This is a genomic window from Methanococcoides vulcani (assembly GCF_900111645.1).
Lineage (GTDB): Archaea > Halobacteriota > Methanosarcinia > Methanosarcinales > Methanosarcinaceae > Methanococcoides > Methanococcoides vulcani.
Genome location: NZ_FOHQ01000004.1, coordinates 68,811 through 95,476, shown reverse-complemented (window position 1 = coordinate 95,476; position 26,666 = coordinate 68,811). Strand labels below are relative to the sequence as shown.

23 protein-coding genes are annotated in these 26,666 nt (G+C 36.5%); 12 read left to right on the top strand and 11 right to left on the bottom strand.

All coding sequences use genetic code 11. The features are described from left to right. The first annotated feature begins 1 nt into the window (after position 1). From BMX02_RS07235 to BMX02_RS07220, 4 genes are all read left to right on the top strand, one after another. Positions 2 to 1,924, top strand: coding sequence for a hypothetical protein (locus BMX02_RS07235; protein WP_091690025.1), 1,923 nt, complete (start codon positions 2 to 4; stop codon positions 1,922 to 1,924). Continuing rightward, the gene (locus BMX02_RS07230) at positions 1,921 to 2,730 is read left to right on the top strand and encodes a phospholipase D-like domain-containing protein (RefSeq protein ID WP_091690024.1); all 810 of its coding nucleotides are present in this window, start codon (positions 1,921 to 1,923) and stop codon (positions 2,728 to 2,730) included. The genes BMX02_RS07235 and BMX02_RS07230 overlap by 4 nt, the downstream gene beginning before the upstream one ends. A 188-nt stretch (positions 2,731 to 2,918) precedes the next feature. After that, positions 2,919 to 6,038: a hypothetical protein gene (locus BMX02_RS07225; RefSeq protein ID WP_091690023.1), complete on the top strand. Its 3,120-nt coding sequence runs from the start codon at positions 2,919 to 2,921 to the stop codon at positions 6,036 to 6,038. Between the two features lie 320 nt (positions 6,039 to 6,358). Then, entirely contained in the window at positions 6,359 to 7,807 is a 1,449-nt protein-coding gene (locus BMX02_RS07220) for a radical SAM protein (protein WP_091690022.1), read from the top strand. Positions 7,808 to 8,267: 460 nt separating this feature from the next. On the opposite strand, the gene BMX02_RS07215 is transcribed toward BMX02_RS07220, so the two are convergent. Beyond that, entirely contained in the window at positions 8,268 to 8,741 is a 474-nt protein-coding gene (locus tag BMX02_RS07215; RefSeq protein WP_091690021.1) for a recombinase family protein, read from the bottom strand. Here BMX02_RS07215 and BMX02_RS07210 point away from each other — a divergent pair. Both BMX02_RS07210 and BMX02_RS07205 read left to right on the top strand, forming a co-directional pair. Next, positions 8,714 to 9,088, top strand: coding sequence for a hypothetical protein (locus tag BMX02_RS07210; RefSeq protein ID WP_167879264.1), 375 nt, complete (start codon positions 8,714 to 8,716; stop codon positions 9,086 to 9,088). The genes BMX02_RS07215 and BMX02_RS07210 overlap by 28 nt on opposite strands. A 9-nt stretch (positions 9,089 to 9,097) precedes the next feature. Then, positions 9,098 to 9,415: a hypothetical protein gene (locus BMX02_RS07205; protein WP_143052426.1), complete on the top strand. Its 318-nt coding sequence runs from the start codon at positions 9,098 to 9,100 to the stop codon at positions 9,413 to 9,415. A gap of 144 nt (positions 9,416 to 9,559) precedes the next feature. Here BMX02_RS07205 and BMX02_RS07200 read toward each other — a convergent pair whose 3' ends face one another. The 3 genes from BMX02_RS07200 to modA all read right to left on the bottom strand — a co-directional run bounded on the left by BMX02_RS07200 (position 9,560) and on the right by modA (position 12,263). Beyond that, positions 9,560 to 10,249 (bottom strand): hypothetical protein, encoded by a 690-nt coding sequence (locus BMX02_RS07200; protein ID WP_091690018.1) that lies wholly within the window; start codon positions 10,247 to 10,249, stop codon positions 9,560 to 9,562. 67 nt (positions 10,250 to 10,316) lie between these two features. Continuing rightward, positions 10,317 to 10,949 (bottom strand): recombinase family protein, encoded by a 633-nt coding sequence (locus BMX02_RS07195; protein WP_091690017.1) that lies wholly within the window; start codon positions 10,947 to 10,949, stop codon positions 10,317 to 10,319. A gap of 501 nt (positions 10,950 to 11,450) precedes the next feature. Then, positions 11,451 to 12,263: a molybdate ABC transporter substrate-binding protein gene (gene modA / locus BMX02_RS07185; protein ID WP_091690016.1), complete on the bottom strand. Its 813-nt coding sequence runs from the start codon at positions 12,261 to 12,263 to the stop codon at positions 11,451 to 11,453. A gap of 1,053 nt (positions 12,264 to 13,316) precedes the next feature. Here modA and BMX02_RS07175 point away from each other — a divergent pair. Further along, positions 13,317 to 14,057, top strand: coding sequence for an SH3 domain-containing protein (locus BMX02_RS07175; protein WP_091690014.1), 741 nt, complete (start codon positions 13,317 to 13,319; stop codon positions 14,055 to 14,057). A gap of 67 nt (positions 14,058 to 14,124) precedes the next feature. On the opposite strand, the gene BMX02_RS07170 is transcribed toward BMX02_RS07175, so the two are convergent. The 5 genes from BMX02_RS07170 to BMX02_RS11645 form a co-directional block, all read right to left on the bottom strand. Continuing rightward, positions 14,125 to 14,652, bottom strand: a complete 528-nt coding sequence (locus BMX02_RS07170) for a hypothetical protein (protein ID WP_091690013.1) — start codon at positions 14,650 to 14,652, stop codon at positions 14,125 to 14,127. Positions 14,653 to 14,915: 263 nt separating this feature from the next. Continuing rightward, positions 14,916 to 15,392, bottom strand: a complete 477-nt coding sequence (locus BMX02_RS07165; RefSeq protein ID WP_091690012.1) for a hypothetical protein — start codon at positions 15,390 to 15,392, stop codon at positions 14,916 to 14,918. A 190-nt stretch (positions 15,393 to 15,582) separates the two neighbouring features. Then, positions 15,583 to 16,023: a hypothetical protein gene (locus BMX02_RS07160; protein WP_135643958.1), complete on the bottom strand. Its 441-nt coding sequence runs from the start codon at positions 16,021 to 16,023 to the stop codon at positions 15,583 to 15,585. 1,151 nt (positions 16,024 to 17,174) lie between these two features. Further along, positions 17,175 to 18,509, bottom strand: coding sequence for a DNA primase family protein (locus tag BMX02_RS07150; RefSeq protein ID WP_091690009.1), 1,335 nt, complete (start codon positions 18,507 to 18,509; stop codon positions 17,175 to 17,177). After that, positions 18,503 to 18,718, bottom strand: coding sequence for an AbrB/MazE/SpoVT family DNA-binding domain-containing protein (locus BMX02_RS11645; protein ID WP_135643961.1), 216 nt, complete (start codon positions 18,716 to 18,718; stop codon positions 18,503 to 18,505). The genes BMX02_RS07150 and BMX02_RS11645 overlap by 7 nt, the downstream gene beginning before the upstream one ends. A 311-nt stretch (positions 18,719 to 19,029) precedes the next feature. On the opposite strand from BMX02_RS11645, the gene BMX02_RS11880 reads away from it, so the two are divergent. Then, entirely contained in the window at positions 19,030 to 19,170 is a 141-nt protein-coding gene (locus BMX02_RS11880; protein ID WP_167879266.1) for a hypothetical protein, read from the top strand. A gap of 39 nt (positions 19,171 to 19,209) precedes the next feature. Here the strand turns inward: BMX02_RS11880 and BMX02_RS07140 are convergent, their stop codons facing one another. Together BMX02_RS07140 and BMX02_RS07135 are read right to left on the bottom strand one after the other, a co-directional pair. After that, complete coding sequence (locus BMX02_RS07140; protein ID WP_135643963.1) at positions 19,210 to 20,433, bottom strand: tyrosine-type recombinase/integrase; 1,224 nt, start codon at positions 20,431 to 20,433, stop codon at positions 19,210 to 19,212. A gap of 170 nt (positions 20,434 to 20,603) precedes the next feature. Then, on the bottom strand, positions 20,604 to 21,056 hold the full coding sequence (locus BMX02_RS07135; protein ID WP_091690007.1) for a DNA-deoxyinosine glycosylase: 453 nt from the start codon (positions 21,054 to 21,056) through the stop codon (positions 20,604 to 20,606). A 225-nt stretch (positions 21,057 to 21,281) separates the two neighbouring features. On the opposite strand from BMX02_RS07135, the gene BMX02_RS12385 reads away from it, so the two are divergent. From BMX02_RS12385 to BMX02_RS07115, 4 genes are all read left to right on the top strand, one after another. Beyond that, a complete protein-coding gene (locus BMX02_RS12385; protein WP_091690006.1) occupies positions 21,282 to 21,434 on the top strand; it encodes a DUF3795 domain-containing protein in 153 nt (50 codons plus the stop codon). 198 nt (positions 21,435 to 21,632) lie between these two features. Next, positions 21,633 to 22,499 (top strand): EamA family transporter, encoded by an 867-nt coding sequence (locus BMX02_RS07125; RefSeq protein WP_091690005.1) that lies wholly within the window; start codon positions 21,633 to 21,635, stop codon positions 22,497 to 22,499. A 226-nt stretch (positions 22,500 to 22,725) separates the two neighbouring features. Beyond that, entirely contained in the window at positions 22,726 to 25,020 is a 2,295-nt protein-coding gene (locus tag BMX02_RS07120) for a CDC48 family AAA ATPase (RefSeq protein WP_091690004.1), read from the top strand. Positions 25,021 to 25,199: 179 nt separating this feature from the next. Continuing rightward, entirely contained in the window at positions 25,200 to 26,474 is a 1,275-nt protein-coding gene (locus tag BMX02_RS07115; protein WP_091690003.1) for a Glu/Leu/Phe/Val family dehydrogenase, read from the top strand. Positions 26,475 to 26,666 lie beyond the last annotated feature (192 nt).

The following is a 26,666-nucleotide window of genomic DNA, read 5'->3' as shown; positions in this document are numbered from 1 at the left end:
TATGAAAAATAAATATATTCATGACATCGCCGAAAGTAGTTGCTTTTTTCAAGGACATAAAGGACAATTTTTTTCACGAAAATATGGTCAATATTTGAGTTTTGAAGTAAGTCTCAACTTTTATGATTTTGTAAATGATTTTAATTCTGAGAGGTATAAACCTATATTTAGTAAACTTATTAACAAAAAAATTTCACAGAGAAAGGCAGACGGTGGAATGTTCCATGAAATAATTCCTGATGATTTAATAATCAAAAAAATTAAACTTGTTGATGACGTGGATGAAGAAGGTGCATCAGGTGTTTTCAAAATTTCACCATCAAGTGCTATTTGTAAAAAAGACGGCTGCTATCAATATTTTGAAATGAATAAAGGAAGAACGTGTGGTCACAAAAACAATGATCCTTGGGAACAATTTACATTTCTTGCTTTTTGTGATGAATGTGGAAGACTTTTACCTCTTCACTATATGACAAATATTAAAGATGATTGTAAGAAATGTGGTGGTAAGGGAACACTTCTAAAGTTAGGATGGAAAGGTAAAGACAAAATTGGATCATATAAAGTACAATGTACAAAATGTCATGATGAACAAGGTCTCTATTTTTATAAATGCGATCACACAATTCGTAAAACTGGAGAAGTTTTGTCAACAAAAAAACCAAAACAATTCCGTGGGGTTCCTGCAAGATCTGGAGCAATTGTTCATCCTTATGTGATTTCAATTCCTGATTTATCAAAGAAAAGCAATACCGATAAAAAAAGTAATACTAATGACATATTATTGTCTGAAGCATTTAATTACTTTTTTAGTTCTTTGAAAGAGGAATCAAAATTAAGTCTTCCTGAATTCAAAAGTGCATTATCAAATGAAGAAGAATTTTGGAACATGTCAAAAATTAAAGAGATTTTTGAGGATGTTTGTGATGATCTTGATTTGAATCTAAAAATTGAAGAGCACAATCAACTTCATCATAACCCATTCTTAACATTTGTTCAAAGAGTATTAAAAGAGTCTAAATCTCGAATTGATGATGGTGCTGATGAGGTCAAAATTAAAAACAGATATGGCATTATCTATATTGAAAAGGTTCTTGAATCTGTACAAAACATACATTTTAGTGAAAATGATCTTCAATGCTCAAATTTACTTTATTCTGTAGATCGAAGCAAAAAAGAAGAACCTTCTTGTAAACCAGACGATTTTTCTACTTGGTTGAATAAGTTTGGATTATACAAAATTGTTCATTTTTCAGATATAAAAATTATTCAGGCACTTTTAGGAATAATTGAAGGTTCAACTAGAAGAGACCCTGTTCTTTTTAGGACGATTGAGACTGGTGCCTCAAATAAGCAGAAGCCTACCGTTTTTGCAAGGGATTTCATTACAGAGGGTGTATTGTTCCAACTTGATTTTGATAGAATATTGCAATGGTTACATGCTAATAAAGAACAAATAGGATCTACATGTGACATACAAGTTCCGAAAGGAGTTGATGCATACACACATTTCAGAAATACTGTCCTAAATGATGACAAATGTAAAGAAGCAGTTAACACTCTATTGCATACATATTCTCATATGTTGATCCAACAATCAACAATTGATACTGGGTTGGATATCAGCAGTCTTTCTGAAATCATTTGTCCGTATACCAGTTCAATTTTCATTTATTCTACAAACAGTATCAATATTGGTGGTTTAGAATTTACATACGAATACCACTTAGAAGACTGGTTTAGTAGAGTGAAAGAGTTGGCAGAAGATTGTCCTCAAGACCCTGCTTGTATGTATGATGAAGGGGGAGCATGCAATTCGTGTAGTTACATTCCTGAATTTGTCTGTTACAATTTTAACCAAGGGCTTGATAGATCGACATTGGTTGGGAACTCTGAACGCTTTGGGAAAGGTTACCTGTTATGATTATTAATCCAAATATCGAAGAAGTAATCTGTAATCATATTCAGGATTTCTTATGCGATTCAAAAGCTAGCAGCATTAAAGATATTCGTCAACAATATACTTCTTCGATACCGATTACCAAAGCAGAGTTCATAAATACTGTCAAAAATGGAATTGATAGTGGTACTCTTGCTATGGTTATTAAAAAAAATCCTTGGGAAGACTCTGTTGTTAGGCTCATAAAACCCTTTCAACTACCAAATTTTAAAACTAAAACATCAATTGTAATTTCCAGACCACGATTAAGGGAATTAAGCCTTGAAAGCATTGAAAAAAGGAATAATCAGATAGATAGTGTTGATTGTTTTCGTAAAATAATTCGTTCTACTAAGACATGTCTTCGAATTTGTTCACCATTTATAGAAGAAAATGTTTTAGATGACTCTTCTTTTCCAGATTTAAGAAAGTTGTTGTCTGATGCACTAAAAAGAGATGTGGAAATTAGATTACTGACAAGAGAACTATTCAAACGACCTAAAATCCGTGGAAATGAAGTTCAATGGTTAATTGATATGGCAACAGATCTGGGAAAAGTGGATAATTTAAAAATTATAGACTATCACTTTAGTGAAAAGCATGTAATTTCTAGTACTCATGCAAAACTCATAATTGCTGATTTTGATATGGCATATGTTGGAAGTGCAGAATTACGCATGAACAATCTCGTTGCGAATTTTGAAGTCGGATGTTTAATTGAAGGTATTCAGGTATTTGGAATCTGTGAAGTTTTTGATTTTATGTTTTCGCAAGGGAGTGTTTGGAAATGAATCAAGATGAGATTTGTTCTGTGGAATATAAATGTATTTTAGGTAAAGAAAACGAACTCCAATAGTCGATTATTTCTAAAAATACAGAGGATAAACTGTCTCCGATTTCACTGAGCATTCTTGATTCTATATTATCAAAAAAATCATCAAAAAAAGTAACCATTATATTTTCACAAGGGCCTTTCAATATGTCTGCCCTTGCATCATGTTTATTTGCATATGATTCAAAAAGTGATGTTTTGATTGGAACTTCGAGATTTCAGTTCAATGAATCGTTCAATAAAAGTACGGATGTTTATTTTTCTTTAATGTATAAAAAACTCGTTAATGGTTTGCAGTCTAGCTCATTATATTTTTATCACGATGTTTTGTGGTGTAAAGGGATTATTGATGAAGACACAAATGAAATAACTGAATTTGAAGTTTCAAAGAGGCCAAAATATGGAACTAGAAAATACAAAAATGAATATGATTCTAATGTAAGTAACAACTTATCAAATGGCAATTTTCAGACAATGCCTAAGATTGTTTCGATTCCAATTACAGATATATCTCCAGCATCTGTTATTTCTGAAAAAACGATTAAATTCGAAAAAGACAACTATCAACTAAATAATTTCAATCCGAAATTGATAATATATGAATCAATAAACGAGAGGAAGTATAATTTTGAAAATCTTATTCGCTTAATAAACAGATCTTGTGAGATGGATACTAAACTGGTTTTACATTTTTCATGGCCTTATCTTAAAGGGTTAGCATCCTTTTTGGACAAGATCAAAGACAATAATGAAATAAATATAATTCATTTGGGAAAACAATTTTGTCTTGAATCACGTAATCGTTTTGAAAAACCTCCATCTAGTATTGTTAACTTATCGTTAGAAGGAGATCTATGGGATTTATACTATCCAGAAAACACATCATTATTGTATAGCATAATTTTACCTCCGCTAAATACTAGTTCGAACTACATATCTAAAGATGATATTATTCAGTGGGATTGGCCTCTTGATGTACAGCTAAAAAATATCCGTGATCATCTTAATACTGAAAAAATTGAGAAAAAGGAAAGAAATTTGATAAGTTTTCCGCCAATGCTCAATAGTTTTCTTTTACCATCTGAAATTAAAACCAGTTGTATTAAAAATGGATCTTGGATGACTCTTCCTATAGATCAAATATTTTCTACAACTATGAAAGAAAAGAATCACTCAGTTAGTACATTTTGTGGGCTATGCTCAGAATTGAATAATTCTAGGGATATCGGGTATGAATTCAGGAATTTATTTTCAACTTCTGCAATCTCAAAACGGACACTTTTTCAAAGTTACATAGTTGAAACATTGAACAAAGGGCTCGAGATTAACAATCCAAAAACAGATGTGAATGATAGTAATAAGTCCATTTTAGTAGCAAATTTATATCCATATTTAGCAACACAATCATCTTTTATTGATTCTATACTTTATCTTGTCAAATCGATGAAAAACCTGTTGAATGCACAAAATATTCCTAAATTAATGTATAAAAACAGTGAATTATATTTAATATTTGGAGACAAATCAAAGGTACTAATTTATCAACAAGGCCTCTTTCAAAGATCAAGTACAAAAAAACTAAAAAAAATGTTTGCATCTTCTTCGATTATCAGGTTAGAAACGTATTATGAAAATAATGAATTCAAAGTTATTATTTCCACAAAAAATTCTGTCAGGTATTTAAGGTATAATGAGGATGTCAAGAGGGCATGTAGGGATACATTTGATAGTTTTGTGCTATATAATTTGACAGTACAGAAAAACGGTTCTTTTTATGAAAAGACAGTATTAAATATCGATTTCGATCAAAAATTTAATAAATTCCAGAACAGTTTGAAATTAAATGTTGAATTACAATACAGAGATAGAGATGCTCGTTCAAAATCTTTGCATGAACTAGATATTTTGTATTGCAAGCTTTCAAAAATGTTGACCCTCCCAATTGGTTTAATCCAAAATACAGAATTATTAATTCCTGGTCCACTTCCTTTCCACACAGTTTCAGATAATGATATTTTGATTTCACAAGGGTATGATTCTCTCTTACTTCCATTCAAGAAGGTGACTTTTTTTGGATATCCTGGAGCAAATTTCAAACAATTATTGTATCAAATAAGTTTATATGATGCTCTTCTTTCAGAAAAACGAACTATTATTTCTGATAAAGATTTATCATTTTCAGTAAATAATACAAGTGAAAGTAAACGATTTCAATTGCCATCTACTCAAAATTCATTTGTGGACAATGCGAATGAAATTAACGATGATTCGCCAATTGACACTTTAATAAGGGATGAAATTTTGTCATCATTTGGCAACAATGATCTTGAAAAAGATGAAATTAGAACAATTCAAGATCTTTGGACTGAACTAAAATGGAAATCTAACACAGAAGGTATTCAGAATTCAGTTGAATCTCATGCTTGTAAAGAACAAATTGAGTTTCTTGTTAAGTATGACACAGATGAAACTGGCACTATCTCCTTCCCTATAAATACATTGATTAGAAAGAAAGTCAGTGATGATTACATTCTTTTACCTGTGGATGAACTCGTTGAAGGCGATTTAATATTTTATATCCAAGGTGTTGAAAGGGAAAGTATTGAAAATTACTTATTAAAGACATTAATGAGTGAAGATGAAATGGCTCTTGAAGCAATATTGGAGCCTTTGGTAAATCTAAAAACGTTTTATGATGTGTTGAATTCTTTAGACTACAGAAAGAAATATGATGAAACAAAAATGAAACGCTTATATTGGTTATCTCTTCAACAGAAAGAAAATTTATTTAATCTCGTGGGTTTTCTGTTAGATAAAAAATGTTTGTCAGAAGAAGAATTTAACAATTTATTCTTTAATAGCATTTGGAATGAAATTGGTCCTGAAAAGGTACTTGATATTTTTAGTGAAGGGAATAACAAAATCACTAAAAAAAAGCTATATTCTTTAGCAATGGAATTAGGTTTAGTTTCTTATAAAGAAGCGTCTTTTAAAGTATTGTGTTCTGCAAGAATCAATGAACAAAAGCACTATTCATTCCATAATGTGAACAATTTACTGGTAATTGGTAAATTAATTGGGAATTCAGATGTTATTGAAAATTATCAATTCATCAATAAAAAAGGGTCATTAATTGGTAGATTCTTAAGAATGTTTGGTTTTTCATTGAGAAGGGTAGCTAGTGGAAATAGTAGACTGTCTGATCCAATTGATGATGCTATCAGTGAAAAGCTTAAAAAGTGTTTAATCATAAAAAGAAACAGTTGATAATTGCCATATAATCCTTACCACATCAAAAATTGTATATTGGAGCAACTAGTTTACCCAATAGCACTTTTGTTTAATTCAGTCCTCAAAACATATTCATCAATAAGGGAAAAATAATGGACAAGAAATCAATTTTATTGGTGGAACCTAATTTTCCATACCCAAAGAAAAGTAAAAATAAGGCGAATTCAGTTCATAAAAACTTTATTCCAATTGGTCTCTTGAAAATAGGTAGCTAGTGCAAGAGTAGAGGATGCTATGTAAATCTGGTTAGGGGCAACAAGTCTAAAACAGAATTAAAGAGAGACTATGAAACGATAATGATCACGACTTTATTCACTTATTGGTCTGATAATGTTTGGAAGTGTGTTTCTCATTATAGAAATGAATTCCCGAAGTCTAAGATCATTATTGGTGGTATCTATGCCACTTTACATCATAAGATGGATTATTTCAAAAAACAATTAACACAATATGAAGCAGAAGTTTTTGTGGGACTTAATAGTGAAGCAGAAGAGGCTATGCCTGATTATTCTCTCATAGACAACGTAGATTATCATGTAATGCATGGGATGAGGGGCTGTATTAGAAAATGTTCATTCTGTGGTACTTGGAAAATTGAACCCAAAAGACTCGATAAAACACCTGAAAGAATCAGTGAAGAGATTTTGGCAGCTGGGAAAAATAAAGTTATCTTTTTTGACAATAATTTTTTGGCAAATAAGCACATAAAGGAAGTACTGGTAGCACTATCCGAAATACGAATCAATGGGAGACCAATTATTTATGAATCACAAAGTGGATTTGATGGTAGACTACTAGAAAATGATCCTGACATTGCAATTTTACTAAAAAAAGCAAGATTTACAAATGTCAGAATTGCGTGGGATGGTGCGATTTCTGACAAGCAAACGATTGCCATGCAGATAAAACATCTTATTGATGCTGGATACAACAGCAAAGATATTTTTGTATTCATGATTTACAACTATGAAATTCCGATTGATGAGATGATTGAAAAAATCAAATATTGTTTTAAGTGGGAAGTTCAGATTACAGATTGTAGATACCGCCCACTAAGTATTAAAAATGACAATTATGACCCTCACAAATGGAGATCTGGACAAAGCTCGAAAGATTATTTCATTCATGAAAATTGGTCTGACTCAGATGTAAGGCTTTTTAGAAAACTAGTACGTATTCACAATATTTCTGTGAGATATGTTTTGTCTAAACTTAAAAATCCTGACAAAATCTGGACCGAAATGAAAGGAATAAACAAGCCATTAGAATTGCTAGATTTCTACAAAGACAAAATAGGGTATAATAAAGATATGGAAAAATGGAGTGCAATTCGCTCAACTTACAAATTTTTTGGATTAGGAAGGCCAACGAGTTATGATCAAATTCAATCGAATGAAAAGATGATTGAGCACATCAAACTAATGAATCAAGTAAGAACCAGATGTAAAAAATTCGACTTAACACTTTCTTTAAAAAATCTGAACATTAAACAGCAAAGACAAAAGCTTTTGGATATGTATGATTGGTGTGATATTTATTCAACATACCGTTTTTTTGACCTTGATAGACCTCCTGAATTTTCTGCAATTCAATCAGACAAGGATATATTGGAATTGATTGAACGAATGAATAAAGCAAAGAGTTTTTGCGTTAAAAATGGGTTTGATATTTCTTTGAAGGGACTCGAGATGGAAGATCAAAAGGAATATCTTTCTATATTTTTATTATTTTCTTCTTTCCTTTGAAATCAGAAGGTTTTGTTATTAAGATTTTGACAAAATTAATCTTCTTCTGATTTAGAGTATTAATCAGGATTACTATTTCAGAAAAATACCAATGTTCATTAGTAACAAATCTAAGTTTTGGGTATCATGAAACAAAAATAAAAATTTTAAAATAAAATAACTTAAACTGGACTCATTCATTTGTAATATAGGAATAAATGGATTTCATTAATCCTTAAACATTCATTAGCTCGTGTCTTTTATCTTTGTTTAGAATCTAACATAGATACAAGGAAAGGAATCCGAGCTCTTTTATTCCATCTTCATTCCAATACAAACTAACTATATCTGATTTTCGTGTAGAAGCCTTACTTTTTCACTACCCCATCAAGCTCGTCACATGCTGCTTAATCAAATCCCTCTCAATGTTCAGTGTAATCCACATAATGCTTCACAGTAGTCATAATGTTCTACTATACTATCATTCAACAATACCCCTAACCTTCTCCACCCTGCTACGTTCGTCCCAAATATCCCTGTACTTATACAACGTGCTGGCAGGAATATTCATCACCCGTGAAATTTCAGCCCATGTCAAACCTTTTTTCCTATATTTCATGACTTCTTTCTTATCGGGTTCCTTTGTAGGTCTCCCCCACTTGTCATTTTCCTTCTTGTACCGCTCAATACCGACCTTGATACGTTCTTGTAAAATCCTCTTCTCATTCTCAGCTACCCATCCGAACAGTGATGTCAGCAGCCTTCTGTAATGTGAATCTTCAATCGTAGACCATGATTCACTGGGACTCAATGAAACGACCCTGATGCCTTTTTCTTCAAAATCCATAATCAGGTTCAAGGTATCAACAAATGTCCTTCCCAGCCTTGATATTTCATTCAAGCAAGAAATGAAATTATAAATAATGGTTGAGCAAAATAAGAAAAATTTTGTCATTATCTTTAAATAGTAAAAGAACAAAATTATTTAATTGGCATACAAAAAATTACAATTTAAATGGAGGAACTAGCAATATGTCGGACGATATAGAAATTAGAGTAATTGCTTCGTTAAACGAACCGGAATATGATTGGCGAACTGTCAGTGGGATTGCTAGAGAAAATTCATTAAATAAAGATGTAGTAGAACATGCAATATTTAAGCTTCAAATGAAAGGTGTGGTTGTCGAATCTTCTAACTTGGATGACAATGGACATGAAATATTTACAACAAAGAAAAAATATATGAGAAAGGGAAACTTCGCTAATCGCATATTAACGGCTTTATCTGATAAGGTAAAATAAAAAGACTGGATGATAAAAGGGGGTAAAACCATTTTAATGAAATTTGTTCTTTTAGCATATTTTGGTGGCTTAGCAATAAATTTTATTCGTCTTTTAGAGTTGCAAACTACTCCTAAAGCTAAACGTACTCCAACTTTTTCTGATTGGTTGTATACAGTACAGTTCTTCGGTGGACCACTTGTTGGAAGTTTTCTTGCTTGGGCATATTATGAAGGTGGAATGGAGTATTCGCCCATTTTAATCATTCATGTAGGAGTTTCTGCACCTTTAATTATGAAATCTTTTGCAGGCGCAATACCTACAGTTGGTAAACAAACAATCGATTAATCTTAATCCTTTTTACCAGGATAATGTAACAAAATGTATATATGTTGCATCGAAAAATCAATTAATGAGATTTATTTAGAACACAAGTGGTTGTTTGATGAGTTAGCAAAGGTGTAATTAAGAAGCAAAGTTCTTTTATCACCATTAATATTTCAAATACTTCGAATCTTTCATGCCGCTCCCGATAACGTAAATCCCACTTTTTGTTTCACCACAGATGTGAAAATCACCTTGATAAACCTGTTCTGGTGTAAGCTCATATTTGATGTGACCACGCTTAAATTCTGCATTGCTATGTGCAATAATTTCAATATCGCCTTTCCGTATGACATTTTTACCTTTCACCCGAACAGGATAGACACCCCAATCAGCAAAAAAAGCATAATCCAGAAAGCCATTTTGATTGTGTTTATACCAGTTGACCATTGACCTTCTTTTTTCAGCACTGATGTTCTTTTTAACACCAGCCTGCACCTTTTGTTCAACGATATTATTAACTTCAGGTGACGCTAATTTTGAATTTGTTTCTTTCAAAATAGCAACATCAAGCCGCAATTTATCTATTGTTCGATTCAAATTTTCAATAACCGATACAAATTTCTTAACTTTTTTCTGAAGATTATAATTAGCGCCATAGACACTAGTTACATCTGTTTCAAGGGTTTCATCGGGTCTGAAAATTAAAGTGTCACCATTTGCTCCTATGGGGGCTTGAACTTGATTTGAACCAGCAGGTTGATTGTCACTATCAGTCTGGTTCTGAAGTTCAGCGACCTCACGGACAAGTGAATTATTTTCATGTTGGAGATTGTGAAGGATATTTTGCATTTCCATGTGCTGTTCCACTCTCATCTGTCGGTATCGAATGGGATTGACAAGAGTAATGGAATGAAATTGTCATTTACCCATCCACACCCTTAACCTTCTCCACCCTACCCCGTTCTTCCCAGATATCCCTGTACTTGTACAACGTGCTTGCTGGAATATTCATCACCCGTGAAATCTCAGCCCAAGTCAGTCCCTTCTTTCTGTACTTCATAACCTCTTTCTTATCAGGTTCCTTTGTAGGTCGACCCCATCTATCATTCTCTTTCTTATACCGTTCAATACCTACCTTAATACGTTCCTGTAAAATCCTCTTCTCATTCTCAGCCACCCAACCAAACAAAGAGGTCAGCAGCCTTCTATAATGAGAATCTTCAATAGTAGACCATGATTCACTTGGACTCAATGAAACAATCCTGATTCCTTTATCTTCAAAATCCATTATCAGGTTCAATGTATCAATAAACGTCCTTCCAAGCCTTGATATTTCAAAAAGGTAGATAGTATCGATGTCATTGGATTCAATGCATTTCAACAATTGCTTGAACCCAGGTCTTTTTCCAGCAGGAATACTTCCACTGATACCTTCATCATAAAAGATGTGTTCAGCAGGCATTCCCTTGTTTTTCAGTTGCAGTATCTGTGTATCGATATTCTGGTCTTTGGTGCTTGTTCTGGCATATCCAACTGCGTTTTTCAATTCTTCCATAAAATATATTTTATGTTACACAGTATATATATCTTTACCGACCATATAATATGGAACGGAATACACCTGTATTGTGTGATTGAGTTCTGTCCAGCCATCATCTTGTGGGGAAGAAAAAAACGGTTGAATTCATGAAGCCTGTTTATGTTGGTAGGAGGAATGATACTGACCTGCTGAGGAAGAAGATGGGTTCTCTAAAGGCACATTGCATTATATGAAGCAGAACGCCAAGAGTGATAAACTATTTACTCCCAATGCTCATGTTAGGGAAAGGTTGGAGAGTTGGGGAGAGTGTTGTTAAAGGCTTTTGAAGAAAAAAGTAAAGGAAAAGGATTTGAATTTTGGTTCAAGGAATGTGGAAAGGATAATGAAAGCACTACAATGGAACTATAGACAATTTTGAATAAACCTAAAGGAAATTAATATATTTGAAGCTTCATCGTTATTTAGTGAAAAACGATGTATTGTAGGAAATCTGGCTAACCATAAAGAAGGGGCTTATTAAGTATCTTCTAAATCGTGTTTTGGAATTGTGAAACCGTACTGCTCCAATATTGAGCTACCTTTTTCTCCCGTGACAAAATCTACGAACATCTGAGATTCTTTCTGGTGTTGGGTTGATGTAACTACAGCTATAGGATAAAAAATAGTTTCACTCATCGGTACAGAAGTTATCACTTCTATTGTATCTGGTTTTGCAGTCTTGACATCTGTCATGAAGACAAATCCGGCATCAACTTCTCCTCTCTCTACATGAACCATTGCGGATTTTACCGTGTCACCTACTATCATCTTATTTTGCACGCTATTCCATAAGCCTTTTTCAATTAGCGATTGTTTTGCATACTTACCCACTGTTGAAATCTGTGTATCGGTGGAAGCTATCCTTTTTACTTCAGGCTTTGAAAGGTCCTCCATTGTTGTTAGGTTAAGAACATTGCCTTTTGGAACTATTATCACAAGGTAGCTACCTGCAAAGTCTTTTCGGGAATCGTTGTAAACGAATTCATCAGAAGCCAGAATATCCATTTGAACTCTATCTGCTGGAGCGTACACATCTATAGGTGCCCCTCCTTCAATTTGCATCCTTAGAGAACCAGCATTTGCAAAGTTCATTATGACATCTATATCAGGATTTTCAGCCTCAAACTCTTCTTCCATATCTGTGAAAACTTCAGTCAACACTGCTGATGCAGATATGGTGATGGAGGTAGGTTTCTGTTCGTCATCATTCGAATTAATTGAGAAAGCCGAAAGAACTATGACAATAATGATTGCTGTGGCAACCATTAACGTTTGATTTCTTTTATTCATAAAAAGCACCTTCATTTTCATATACTTATAGCATAGGGATTAAAATTTTATTCATCAGACTCCATACATTATTTCTATAAATAGTATCAAGAGCGTTATGTTCAACTGAACCGAACGCTAATTTGTAACTGTGCAATAGTATATATAAATTTTGAATTGTATCTGTGCTTATATAAAATTCAGAGGCTCCTTCAATGTAACTTATATGAATATATTTGAAAGTTACTAGACAAACTAGAAAATGAGTGGAATATCAAATATTCATACAGTTATCATTGTCAATCTAGCGTACAAAAAATTCGAGTTACCTATATCCCCAACATTACATGCGGGAGGTAAGATTCGAACCTATAAAAACACAAATGATTATGTGAAAACGACAAAATTCATTGAAAATTACTGAAACATCTTTCAATCACTATTTTTCAATATCAACTATTGATATTGTGGGAATTATGTGAATATATTGAATTTCACAAATCTATCACAAACTCAAAGAAATACAGGAAATTCCAACCACTCAAATATTATTACTAGTAATCAAATTTTGAAGATTATTATTAATAATAAAATCGATGCAAAATTCATATCCATCTTCTTTTTTACATATTCACCGAAGAGATTGCCATCAAAAACGCATTGCATTGACATTGTAGCAACACATATAACCATTGAAAGTTCCATGTTATCTATATAAGGGTAACTTCAATGAAGTTGCAATTTTGGACTTGATGAAAAATGGAAAATATTTCGGTAAACAAAATCTCCTCGAACGACTGTCATCTCAAGGCTATGGTTCTGCAAGCCTTGATTCCGGCACCATTGATATCGAAAGACATCTTTAATAGCATTCCATATGAAAATTATAATTCATTCAGGGTGAACCTGAATAAATACTGCAAGAACGGCTACATTCAGATGCAGGGAAAGAAGCCATATTATTATTCCCTGACTGAAAAAGGTTAGCTCCATGCCGATAATCCCTATCTATGCAGAGAAAGGTTTGCAAATAAGCTTGATGCCATTGTTTCCAGATATGGAACAAATATTGGAATGGAAATCGCTGTGAAGTACCTATCAGGTGATGAAACTGCGAGGGAGCAAATAGAAGATTATCTGAAGACCCTTCAGGACGATAAGCCTGAGATAGTTGAAACCGTCCAGAAAGTTATAAAAGTGTTACCTGTTCCAGAGTCCATCGAAGCCGTTGATGATGAATATGGGGAACAGCGTGTTCTTTCATATGAGGAATTAGTAGAGAGCAATGAGCTTTCCAATAAGAAAATTGATGAGCTGAAGGAAGAAATCAACCGCTTGCGGAATCAACAGTTGAACCACAACATTCAGATGGAAAAAATGAAGGTAAAGCCATCTGAATCTGAAAAGGAACCATCAAAGACCACTGCAAAGAAGAGTGTCAGTACCGACATGGTGAAGAGATTCGATCTGATCAATGAATATCATGGTCGATATTTGAAAAAGAAATTTTTCGATTCGCTTGTCCATTATCGCCCATACCGCATAATAGCATCATCCAATGTTGGGGAATTGATGAAAATGAAGTGGAAGAATGGTGAAGTTGTTGTATGTGATACCAGAACTGGAATCAAAATGGTCAATGAAGGGTTCTGTGAAGAGTTGGGAGCGAAGGACATACAAGAACACCGATTCCATATAAAATTGCAATATGATGGGATATGGGTGGTTTCAGAGGTTTCTGGAGTGAAGGGGTGCAGGATAATGAAGAAGACTGATTACAGCAAGTGCCAGGCACTGGCAAAGGATGGGGTTTGAGGGCGGCGCCCTCTGCTTTAGTGTATACGACAGTAAGGAACAGAAACAAGTAGATGGTGGGATTGGTTTATGCTCCACCTTTATCTTGATTCCACTCATTTCGAAGTACTTCCATTTCTTCGTGAAAAATCAGATATCGTTCTCTTTGATATAGATAGTAATTGTATACATCATTATCAAAAACCTCATATGAATTATTATGTACCTTTACAGCCATCGTACCCCTAGATTTTAGATATTCACACAACCTTACCAGCAACCATTGTTCATACCCCATTTCAATGCATTTTCCAAACCAATATATCTGTTCCAAGTCATTGATACTATACAATTCTTTGAACATTTTATCTTTCTTCATTTGGAAAAAATCGTCTGGTTCCAGATTAGAATCCTCTCTAATAACTTCAGTATTAGTATTATCTGATACCTTATAGCTATAGGAATACGTGTAGCCATCACCATTTTCTTCAAAATTTAAAGTATTAGCAAACGATGTGAATTTGTTTGTCATGTGAATTCTTTTTTGACAGTATTCCTTTACCATTGCATCAAACTCTTCATCAACTCTAATATTTTTTAGACTAATTTCATCCATTATTTTACCAATTTTCAAATTAATCAATTTTTGATTTTATTTGCATTCTTTTTGAATATTTAAGATTGAGTGAACCATACAATATGTCACATAAATAGCAAAACTCACAGCAAATCCTATTGGAAAGGATGATGATGACATCACCATCCACATTGACAAGTGCACCGAATGATGGTATTTCCTTACAGATCTAAGCCGCAGCCACCTGTATAATCCCACCATTCCTCTTGCAATTCTTCCTCTGATAGAAGTTATTGCCTCAATCAGTCTTCAGATTCTTCATAATAAACAAGATTTTCAAAATCAACAGAAAGATCAGGCAAAAACTTCACCATTCCACCTTCTTGAAATTCTGGTGATGCAAGGTATTCTGCAAGATGGAATTGTGCATCTCTCTGTTCAGGTGTTATTATCAAAAGAGACAATATGCCGTTCAGAAGAAGACGCATGCATTCATAAGCAGGTAATGATGTATTGTCATCAAAATTTTCTGTATCAACGAACACATTTAACATAGCTAATGTATCTGCACATAACAAATCACATGAAAAAGGTGTCTTGACTCTAACATAAACAGACTTATCAGCCACCGCAATATTATTTCCTCGATGGAATGTAATCTCCGTATCACCAATTTCAGCCAATTCCATAAGAGCAGGCGTGGACTGTACTAACAGTCCAGACACCTTTTCTATCACTTCTTGACAATAACCAAACATAATTTCATTACGATTAGTCATATTAATATCTCCATATTCTAAAGTCCGTAAAATTTCCCATTGACAAATGCATTTAAGAGAAGAGGGCTCCTAAACCGCCTCTCTCTTCAGTAGCATCCCTATGAGATTCCTCCTCCTCGTTTCGACGTGCTTCTTCTTCCTCTCTGCAAATCTTACAGAATTCCGTCCTAAATATTTCGAACTCGTTTACCTAGGTTCTATAGCATCTGTAGGAATCATTATCCATGATATCTTCAGGAGATTGATCGACCACTTCTCCTCTTGCAATTTGATCATGAAGCCACTGACATTTAATGCCCTGTCTATAAAAATCACGTTTTAATTCCACGATTTTCTCTTCTTTATAGACTTCTTCCAACTCCTTGATGTTATAACATCCTAGCAAAATTTCAGCCATTTTTTCCCTGAAAAATTCACTCATTGGTAGCGTAGATTCTTCTTCTATTTCCTCAAAAGAGGATTCATCACCCGGGACCATCTGGGCATAAGAATAGGAATAACTACCGTCCTTCTCTTCAACCTTCAGGGACTGTATGGAAAGCATTAATTCTTGCAGCCTTTCAATCGCATCGCCAATTTCCCAGACGTGATGGTTTATTTCCCATTCATCAAAATCTTCACCGATGTCCATATTTTCAAATTTGTTGTTAAACATATTTTATCACTCATTGTATTTTTTCGATGTGTTTCTATTCGACTAAGTCCCGAATTATTGTAGATATAACATCATTTTCTCTAACAAGTTGTGGAAAATCAAAGGCTACCGCTCTTGGTGATAACCAGCTTATCCATAGAAACAGCTCAAGGTATGAAATAATTAATATAGGAGATTTCACATACCTTTACCTTGCTTACAGGTGCTATTCCATGGTAGGATCTACTCACAATAGTCCTACTTATGGATATGCCATGATTTTTGCATTTAATCTTGTCTTATGATATTATTCTACTAATTCATTTCAAACTTGCAATCGCATCATCCACATTAATTTTCTAATATAAATAGGGTAGCCAAAATAAGTAGATGTCTGTCGAAATATATAATATATGTTGGTTTATAAACCCGAAGCAGTAGGCATTAAAATATACCCAAGTATACCAAAGTATTTGGAAAAAATAAAATACTGGAGGAACATCAAATAATTCATCCATCGGTATTTTCTTCAGTTTCACAACATAAAATGACTCATATACATTAATTTCAGTAAGTTCTACAAATTCATCATATATGTGATCAAATGCCGCACCTATGCAATCAGGTGCCGCGCCGGTTCCAAGCATGGTGACATTTTTCAATCATCTTTCAATTTCACCTTATCTGCGAGATTGTTAATGTTCCATATCCTTGGGTCATCCGTTGGCAAAGACTGGTTTCTATGGATCAAATTCAACCGTATTTGAACTTTCAAGGGCATATGAATGCATTCCATGATCTTGAGATCTAAAAGCGAATATAAGCCGATATGAGCTTTCAGATATTACACTATAAAACTCGATAGCTATCAGGATACCCAGGACTATTCACCATATCAACATAAAAATACACATAGTCAGATCAATTCTATCTTTCCATCTATCTTTCCATGAAAAAAACTGAAAGGGGACTTCCATTGGAAAGATAGAGCCAAAATTTGTATCTTTTATTATATATCTATAATAAAGTAGTAAAAAATGAGCCTATCTTTCCTTCTGCAGTTTGATCGCATTTTTTTCTGTGGAAAGATAGATGGAAAGATAAAATGCGACTATCCGAGGATGATTCCAAAAAAAAGAAAAAGGGAGTTAATATTCCCCTTTTAAAGAGCAATTATGCCATTTATTTTTATCTCCATTGAAACTGCAGCCTGAAAAAGCCCTTCCAAATCCAATCTTTGAAGTTGGTACCATCAAAGAACTATTACACCAGTTCGCATATGCAGCATACATATCACTTTTGTAAATTGAATGTCCTTTTTTCCGAGTTACAACATCCTTGACAAATGATTGGACTGATGCTGTATCACTACTCAGTGCATCCAATATCTTTGCGGACTTGTCGGCATGCTTGAAGTAACCACGCTCTCTCAAGCCTTTTAATGCATTTAAGACCAAATTTAATAGTCCTGATAATTCATCCGGTTTGTTGAGCTTGTCAATAAGATCAACATCAGCATCCTTGCCTTTGTACTGATGTTTGAGATTAATGACCAACCATCTGTCCAAAAATACAGAATCAAGGTATTTTCCATGTGGCAGACGGCTTGCAGCAAACATGTGTTTAGTCATGTTGTTAAACTCATATGAAGTGCCATATTTCTCTTCGGCATGCACAAAACGTTCACCAGTTACTTCCTTAAAAACTGATAAGCTGGAAGTTTTCTTCCAATCGATATCAGAATAGCAGTTTAACAATGTACCATCAAATCTGGAAGTGGCATATTTGTCATATGACATCTTTTGAAGCGAAATACGTGATGTATTATCCACTCCAAGGAAATATGTCGCCAAGTCCATTAACACAGATTTACCAGTGTTTTCCAAACCCAAGAGCATCAATGCCTTTTTCATGTTGGTCTTTGGTGTAAGACAATAACCTAAAAATTCCAAACATATCTGTAAATCTTCAGGTGGTAATAGTTCTGTCAGTGTTTTCATAATCAAAGGACATGACATGCCTGGTACATAAACCACTGGAATTTGTATTGTTGACAGGAATTCTGGACTATGTTCCCTGAATTCTCCAGTCTTCACATCATACAGAACATTTTCCAAGTTGATGACATCAGGGTCACAATCTAGATCATCTCTGGAGATTCGAGTTTCATCACAAATGTATGAAATAATGTCCCTTTTTGTTTTTTCATCAGCATAAGAACCGATGAGGCGTTGGATTTCTCTTCTGATAATCCATTCGCCACTTTTGACATACCTTCCATCTTTATAATACAAAGTCTCGCCTGTTTCTTGAATATGCAAGACTCTAATGTGTGACAAGATATCATCAGCTACAGCTTTAATGTCTATAGCTTCATCCTTGGAAACACTTTTAAGGTAAGAGTTACAATCAGTCATTGAATCATTCCTATTTCGCGATGCATCGAACTTGCACTTCTTTGCATCGTTGTTTTGCTTTAACATTTTATCTCCATAGCTTTTACCAATAAATCTGAAACGGGGGTAATGACAATCTTCCCGTTCTCTAAGTCCAATTGGACGTCTTCGTTACCTTTCAGACCTGCTAAAGTTGCAAGTACTGCAGGTATTTGCACGCGCATGCCGGCACCTGTTCTGCAATACAGCTTCCTGGTTATGACATTTTCATTTTTTTGTATATATTTTTCAGTCATTTCTTATCACTCTCGCGATATCTGGGATGTGCACGCATGGCACACTTCCACACTGAATACAAGAAATGAAGAAGTATATAAATGTACTGTGGTTGTCAACGCTGCAAAAAAGGCTTCACTGGCAACGATTGCTTTTTGAAAAAATGTATTGCCATCGAACTTTTTTCCGAAAAATAGCATTGACAACGACACTCCATTTATATAGTAGAAACCCAAACAGTCAAAAGTTTCAAATGAATTGTATCTGAATTAGTCACCATTCCAGATGCATGTGCTTTTGAAATGCGTACCTTGGAAATGAAGTGAAAAATATGGATATTGCAGAAGATACTACAATTCAGGAACTTGCTTCCTGTGATGAACAGTTTTTGAAGCTCTTCTCTCCAATAGAGAGAGCTGTTATTGAAACTTGTAAAGAGATCGTTGGAAAAAGATCTGTTGCAAAGGCATAAAATAAGAATTTTGGAGAAATGGAAGGGATTACCCTTCCTTTAAATCTCAGTGCCAGTTGTTATTTTACCCATCTTCTCAGCCAGTAGTGCCTGCACTTCAGGATCAGATAGTAACAAACTCAGACCTGTTGGAACTTTCGTCTTCATTTCATTCATTTTATTGTTCATCTCATGGTCAAGGACAAGATTACATTGGCTACAGAAGCGATCAGTCTCCTGTAAAACATTATTGCAGCGTGGACAGTTGCTAAGGGTCACATGACGTTTATCTTTAGTCTTAAGACCATATTTTTCATAAACCAAATCATTCATTTCTTGGTCAGTGAAATTGGCATATATAGTGTACATCTGTTTGCTGTTTTTAGCCCATCCCGCTCTAAAATTGATCATTTGTTCACTGAGACCATCCAATATCCAACAGGTTATAGCATAATGCCTAAACACGTGTGCGTGAATGTTTTTAGTAACACCTGCCCTTTTAGCAATTCTTTTGAGGGTCACTCTTATGGAATTGTAGCTTATCGGTTCCTTCTTGACCGTGAGTGTCACCCATAGAGGTGCTTCAGGGTCTTCCCTTAGTGGATGCAAAGCCATCCACTGTTGCAGATAGCCGGATGACCATGTCAGTGGTAGACCTTTAGGTGGAGTTGTCTTCTTGCTCCTGCTTGTGGTGCTGATGTATATCATTGAACCATATTCGTTGGATTCAACGTTTTTAATCCTGCAAGATGCCAGTGCTCCAATGCGCAGACCTGCATCACAAAGAATAGCTAAAAATGCTCTGTCCCTTGCATTTTTGCAAGCTTTTAGCATTGCATCGACTTCTTCCTTTGTCGGAAGGTCTGAAGGTTGCACCGGCGTTTCAATGGATTTTAGTTTAAGGTCATGTACCCAACGCGGCACACCATCCTCATCCATAATCGTTTTGAAGAACTTCTTTACGCATTTTTTGTAATTGCGTATCTCACCCTTTGATAACTCACAATCATCCTCCAGATGGAACAACAAGTAGTCAAAAGTCTCCTGGTCGAGCTTATCAAGGTCGTCAGTGTATCCAATATCTTCCAACCTTTGAATCATTCTTTTTAGTAGATTTATGTAGTTAGTAATGGTACTTTTCGCAAGTTCATTTCTTCTGCAAGAACGAACGAACTTTTCTACCAGTGTTTTGTTTTTGTCACTGGTAGTAAGCTTTTCAAGCCTAATCAATGCATTTTCATAGCCACTATCGTATGAGTGGACATCATCTACATTGCGGGTCATTCTATTACACCTCTTATATATTTATATAAGGGGTTATAAACCTTTTGCAGATACCCCCGGCCGGAGCACCATTCTAACTATTTTTCTAAGTTGTTATTTATGAGATGCGAAGCTTTGAGTTTTTGAGAAATTTTATTGATTAAAATTAAACTTTATTCTATTGACATGAATTAAATAACAATTTCTTCCCCCCATTCTTTTAATTTCTCAGAAAATTTTATGGCTCTCGCCGGGCTTGAAGAAGGAACTGATGAAATAGAAACACCATCTGGTACATTGCAATGTTTGATAAATTTCATTGCTTTGCTTCCATTGCATATGATCTTCTTGATGTTGGTCAGATGAGAAAAGTCATTATACTCTTCATTGCGAATACTCTGATCTGAACTTCCTTTTATCTGGCAACTTTTCACAGTGTCCCACAATCCTATTTTGTGCTCCTGTAAAACCCTGATTCTGCCATTATATTCCAATTCTTGTAAATTGATATCAAGTATACTGCCCAACAATTTCCAGAACTGGTTTCTGGGATTGCCATAGTATTGACCTATATCCCGAGATATTTGTGAAGGAAAAGTTCCAACAATTAATAATGTTGTGTTTTCATCAATTATAGGTTCCATTGCAAGTTCTCTTTCTTTTTGTTAACAGTATATCTGAGATTCTCCCTAATTCAACAGGATCGACCCTTATAGACGTGAGATTAAAAAATATTAAAAGTTGTTGCTCATTCATACAACCATTGAACCATAAAACAAACCAACATCTACACCTCCGCATACTCGCATCGATCAATTTAATTAACTTTCAGAAAAATTGTAATTGGGGAGTTCGATTTCAAACAATTTATGCAGGGATTAGAATGGTTCATCGATAATGCAACATGTCCAGAGTGCCGACAGTGTGGAGGACCACCCTGGTGTGAGGTAAGGGAATGCTGTACTGAAAAGGGGTTACCCATCTGTTTTGAATGTGAAGAGTTACCATGTTCCAGGACCTAGGACTATGCCGACCCTGACACCATGGACAGGTATGAGCGATTCAAGGAGATCGGATCTGAGCCATGGGTTGAGGAACAGGTGCAAAAAGCCAGGGAAGGTTATGAGATACATCTGCAGAAAGTACCATCGTTAAAACCATAGCAACATTGATCGACATTTGCGGAAAGTCTGATAAAGTATCACCAATCATTATTTCATATGATCTGGTTCCTTTTTGCTGTTCTGGGTGCCTTTTTTGACGCCACTTATTTTATGCTGGTCAAGAAACTGCTCAAAGAGGTTGACCAGTATGTTCTTGCCACCGGAACGTTCTTCTTTGGTTTTGTCATCCTTTTCACCATTTCCTGGTTCAAGGGATTTCCGCCCCTTGGAGATGCTTTTTTTCAGTCTGTGTTCTCGACCACACTGCTCAATGTCATAGCCGTTGTTCTATCGTACAGGGCACTGAAGATCACAGACCTGTCCCTGACCGTCCCGATGATCTCCTTTACACCTGCTTTCCTGATAGTAACATCATTCATCATGCTTGGTGAATTTCCTTCCTCACAGGGCATTTTCGGTATAATGCTGATCGTTGCGGGCTCTTATGTATTGAATTCGACCACCGACCAGCAAAATATGTTAGACCCACTAAGGGCGATCATCAGGAACAGGGGTTCTCTCTACATGCTGATCGTTGCGTTCCTGTTCAGCATCTCATCGAACTTCGACAAACTGGTTGTTCTAAATTCAGACATCTTCTTTGGCACATCGATCGTATGTTTGCTGATCAGCGTAACGTTCCTTGTAATCTCCCTATGCAAAAGGCCCAGCAACATAAAAATCGCATACTTCAATGATCTGCCCGTTTTCATCCTGATCGGCATAGTGATAGCCCTGATCGCTGTATCAATAAATATTGCATTGAGCATGCAGATAGTCCCATACGTCATTTCCGTGAAACGATTAAATGCACTGTTCAGTGTGGCATACGGGATACTGATATTCAAAGAGACAAACGTTCGGAGAAAAGGTTTTGGAGCTGCTATAATGACACTTGGTGCAATTATAATTTTTTCATTTTGAATGTGAAGAGTTCCCATGTTCCAGGATCAAGGACTATGCCGACCCTGACACCATGGTCAATTATCATTTTCTTATCGGTATTTGTTATCTGGCAGGTCATCGATAGCATGTCTTTGAAGTAATTCCTGCAAAACCATTTGAAAAATCCCCCACATCACTTCCAAACAATAATAAATACTGGAAGTTGTTATATTATATACTAAGATTATCTGTGGGAGATAGGGATATGGCAGCAATTGTAGAGAAAAGCAATTCGAACGGGGATAGTATTAAATTAAAAGTAGCTGAGGCATCCCAGGAAGATGTGGGTAAAGGTATTGTGCGTATCGATCCGGCACACAGGGAAAAGATCGATGTTGGGGAGTATGAGGTTGTGCAGATCGAGGGAGGACGTGCAACATCAGCACTTGCGATAAATACAGATCCGACAGACGTCGGCCTTGATGTCATCCGAATGGATGGCCTTATGCGTGCCAATGCAAAGATCAGCATTGGAGATTATGTAGAGGTCAGGAAAGCAGAGTGGAAGGAAGCACTTAATGTCACTCTTGCACCTGTGAGCAAAGGTATGCACATTTCAGCCTCAAGTGACATCCTTACATCCGTTTTCAGGAACAGGACCGTATCAAAAGGGGATTTCATCTCTACTACACATTTCAAGAGATCAAAGGACAGCCCTGCCAGAAGTATGATGCTCGAGGATATGTTCAGTGATATTTTTGATTACTCGTTCGGCCTGGGTGAGATCAAAATGCAGGTGGTCTCAACATCCCCAAAGGGCATCGTCAAGATCACTGATGTGACAGAACTTCAGCTTCTACCCGAAGCTGTAGAGCTCCCGCCGGAGCAGTCTATCCCTACGGTAATGTATGAGGACCTTGGAGGCATCAAACCGGCTATTTCCAAAGTAAGGGAAATAATCGAGCTTCCGTTAAAGCACCCGGAGCTATTTGACAGGCTGGGAATCGAACCTCCAAGAGGTGTGTTGTTGCATGGCCCGCCCGGGACCGGCAAGACCATGCTGGCAAGAGCAGTTGCCAATGAGTCCGATGCGTATTTCATATCGATCAATGGTCCCGAGATAATGTCCAAATATTATGGTGAATCCGAACACCAGATACGTGAGATATTCGATGAGGCCGAACAGAATGCACCAGCCATCATATTCCTTGATGAGATCGATTCCATTGCACCGAAGAGAGCAGAAGTTACCGGAGAGGTCGAAAGAAGGGTCGTCTCACAGCTTCTTTCATTGATGGACGGCCTGAAGGAGCGGAAGAACGTCATCGTCATAGGTGCAACCAACCGTCCGGAAGCCCTGGACCTGGCCCTGCGCCGTCCAGGAAGGTTCGATCGTGAGATAGTGCTACATGTACCTGATCAGGATGGACGGCTGGAGATATTCCAGATACACACCCGTGGAATGCCACTGGCAGATGACGTGGACCTTAAGGCACTGGCTGAAACAACATATGGTTTCGTGGGAGCGGACATAGCAGCACTTTGTCGTGAAGCAGCAATGAGCTCTCTTAGGAAGGTCCTTCCCCATATCAACCTTGAAGAAGAACATATCCCTGCAGAGATCCTTGAAAAGCTGATCGTCACATCAGAAGATTTTAAAATCGCTCAGAAGGATGTGGAACCATCCCCCATGCGTGAGATCATGATCGAGACGCCAAATGTGGGATGGAACGATGTCGGAGGACTGGAAGATGTTAAGGAACTGCTCAAAGAAGCTGTTGAGTGGCCTCTTAAAAATCCGGAATCGTTCCAGCGTATCGGAGTGGAGCCTCCAAAGGGAGTATTGCTGTATGGGCCGCCGGGAACCGGTAAGACAATGCTGGCAAAAGCCATCGCCCATGAATCTAATGCTAATTTTATAACCGCAAAGGGAAGTGATCTGCTTTCAAAGTGGTATGGGGAATCTGAAAAGCACATCTCAGAGATGTTCGCCCGTGCACGCCAGGTAGCACCATCCATCATTCTCCTTGATGAACTTGATGCACTTGCTCCCATACGGGGCGGTTCAATGGGAGAACCACAGGTTACCGAACGTATCGTGAACCAGCTACTCTCAGAGCTTGACGGTCTTGAAGAGCTCCACGGTGTTGTGATCGTAGGTGCTACGAACAGACCAGATATCATCGATCCGGCACTGATCCGCCCGGGAAGATTTGATGAACTTATACTTGTTCCGGTACCTGATCTGGTCACCCGACGTAAGATTTTTGAGGTCCATACCAGAAAGATGGCACTTGCAAGTGATGTCAATATAGATGAACTTGTAACTGCAACAGACAAGTACACAGGAGCTGATATTGCAGCAGTCTGTAAAAAAGCAGGACGCTTTGCTCTTCGTGAAGACCTAATGGCAAAAGAGGTCTTACAGAAGCATTTCCTGAAAGCGATCGCTGAGACGGGAGCATCGGTCACGTCTGACACCATGAAATATTACGAAGACCTTAAAGGCGACCTGAAAACCAAGAGATCCAGAGAGATAGAGGGGCCTGCCTATGGCTGATATTTAAAGAACATCAGTTCAGGTTATAAGTTCTAAAAACAATGAACTATTATACCTATTGCAAATTGCCATAGGTCTACCTGCCAGCCTGAACATCGATACAGTACTGGCCATTTCATTTTGACAAAGGAAAACGGTTACTCGAATATTAGCATAAGGGAAGATCAGGAAGTGCAATTTTGAAAGAAAACAAAATCGAAAGGATCCATTCAGATAGTGCAATGACCTGCACACTGTGCATGCAGGAAATGGAAATCCTCTATGATCACCTTGCCATGTCAACAGAGGAGATAGATCTGCTCGACATGCCAAAACGTTCTTTTACAGTACATTTCCCTGTTCGCATGGATTCCGGGAGAATGAAGATGTTCGTGGGTCACAGGGTACAGTACAATGATGCCCGGGGCCCCACTAAAGGAGGGATACGATATCATCCGGACCTTACCATTGAATATCTTCAGGACCTCGCCTTCCTGATGTCTATAAAATGCGCCCTTGTTGACATACCATTCGGGGGAGCAAAAGGCGGCATCGTCACCAATACCAAAGAGCTCAGCCGAGGTGAACTTGAAAGAGTTACCAGAGCCTATATTCGGGAGATCGCTGACTACATCGGACCATTGAAGGACATTCCTGCACCTGATGTGTATACCGATGAGCAGATCATGGTATGGATACTTGACGAGTTCGAGAGAATAAAAAGGGAGCACACCCCTTCGATTGTTACCGGTAAGCCAATAGAGTTAGGAGGAAGTCAGGTCAGGAAATATTCCACATCCCTTGGAGGCGTTTACATACTTGAAGCAGCCATGAAGAAGCTCGAACTGGATAAGTCCAGCCTTTGTGTTGCCATTCAGGGATTCGGAAAAGTAGGATTGAACGCTGCACGGATTCTCTATGAGAACGGATTCACAATATGTGCAGTAAGCGACTCAAGTGGTGGAATTTTCAAGGAAGAGGGTCTTGATATCATGGAGGTCATAGACCACAAGTACAAGACCGGAAGTGTGATCGATTTCCCGGAGACCAGGAATATAACAAATGAAGAATTACTGGCAACCGATTGTGAAATACTCATCCCTGCAGCTCTTTCAAAACAGATCAAACGCGAGAACGTAAATGACATAAAAGCAAAAATAATCCTTGAACTTGCCAATGCTCCTGTTACAATGGACGCAAGCCGGATATTGCTTGACAGATCCGTAATAATTGTACCTGACATACTTGCCAATGCCGGTGGCGTTGTTGTAAGTTACTTTGAATGGATACAGAACCTCAGCCAGGATTACTGGGAAGAAGATAAAGTTCTGGAAAGGCTCCAGCAGAAGATGATAACTGCGTTTGATAAAGTATATGAGATCTGCATGGAACAGGATTGCAGTATGAGGCGAGCAGCATTGCAATTCTCAGTTCGCAGGATACTATACGCTGAGAGACTGCGTGGGAATCTTTGATCTCGTTCATATTCCCACATTCATTTTTGATCTTACATTTCCTTTTTTCTTTCTTCAGACACTGCAATTAAATACAAATAAAGACCATTTAGAGTGAAAGATCGTTAACTCATTAAATTAAAGATGATCGAACACTTGAAGCAGCCGGTTCCAGTTAATGAACAAAAACTTCGAACTAATGACCGAATTCAT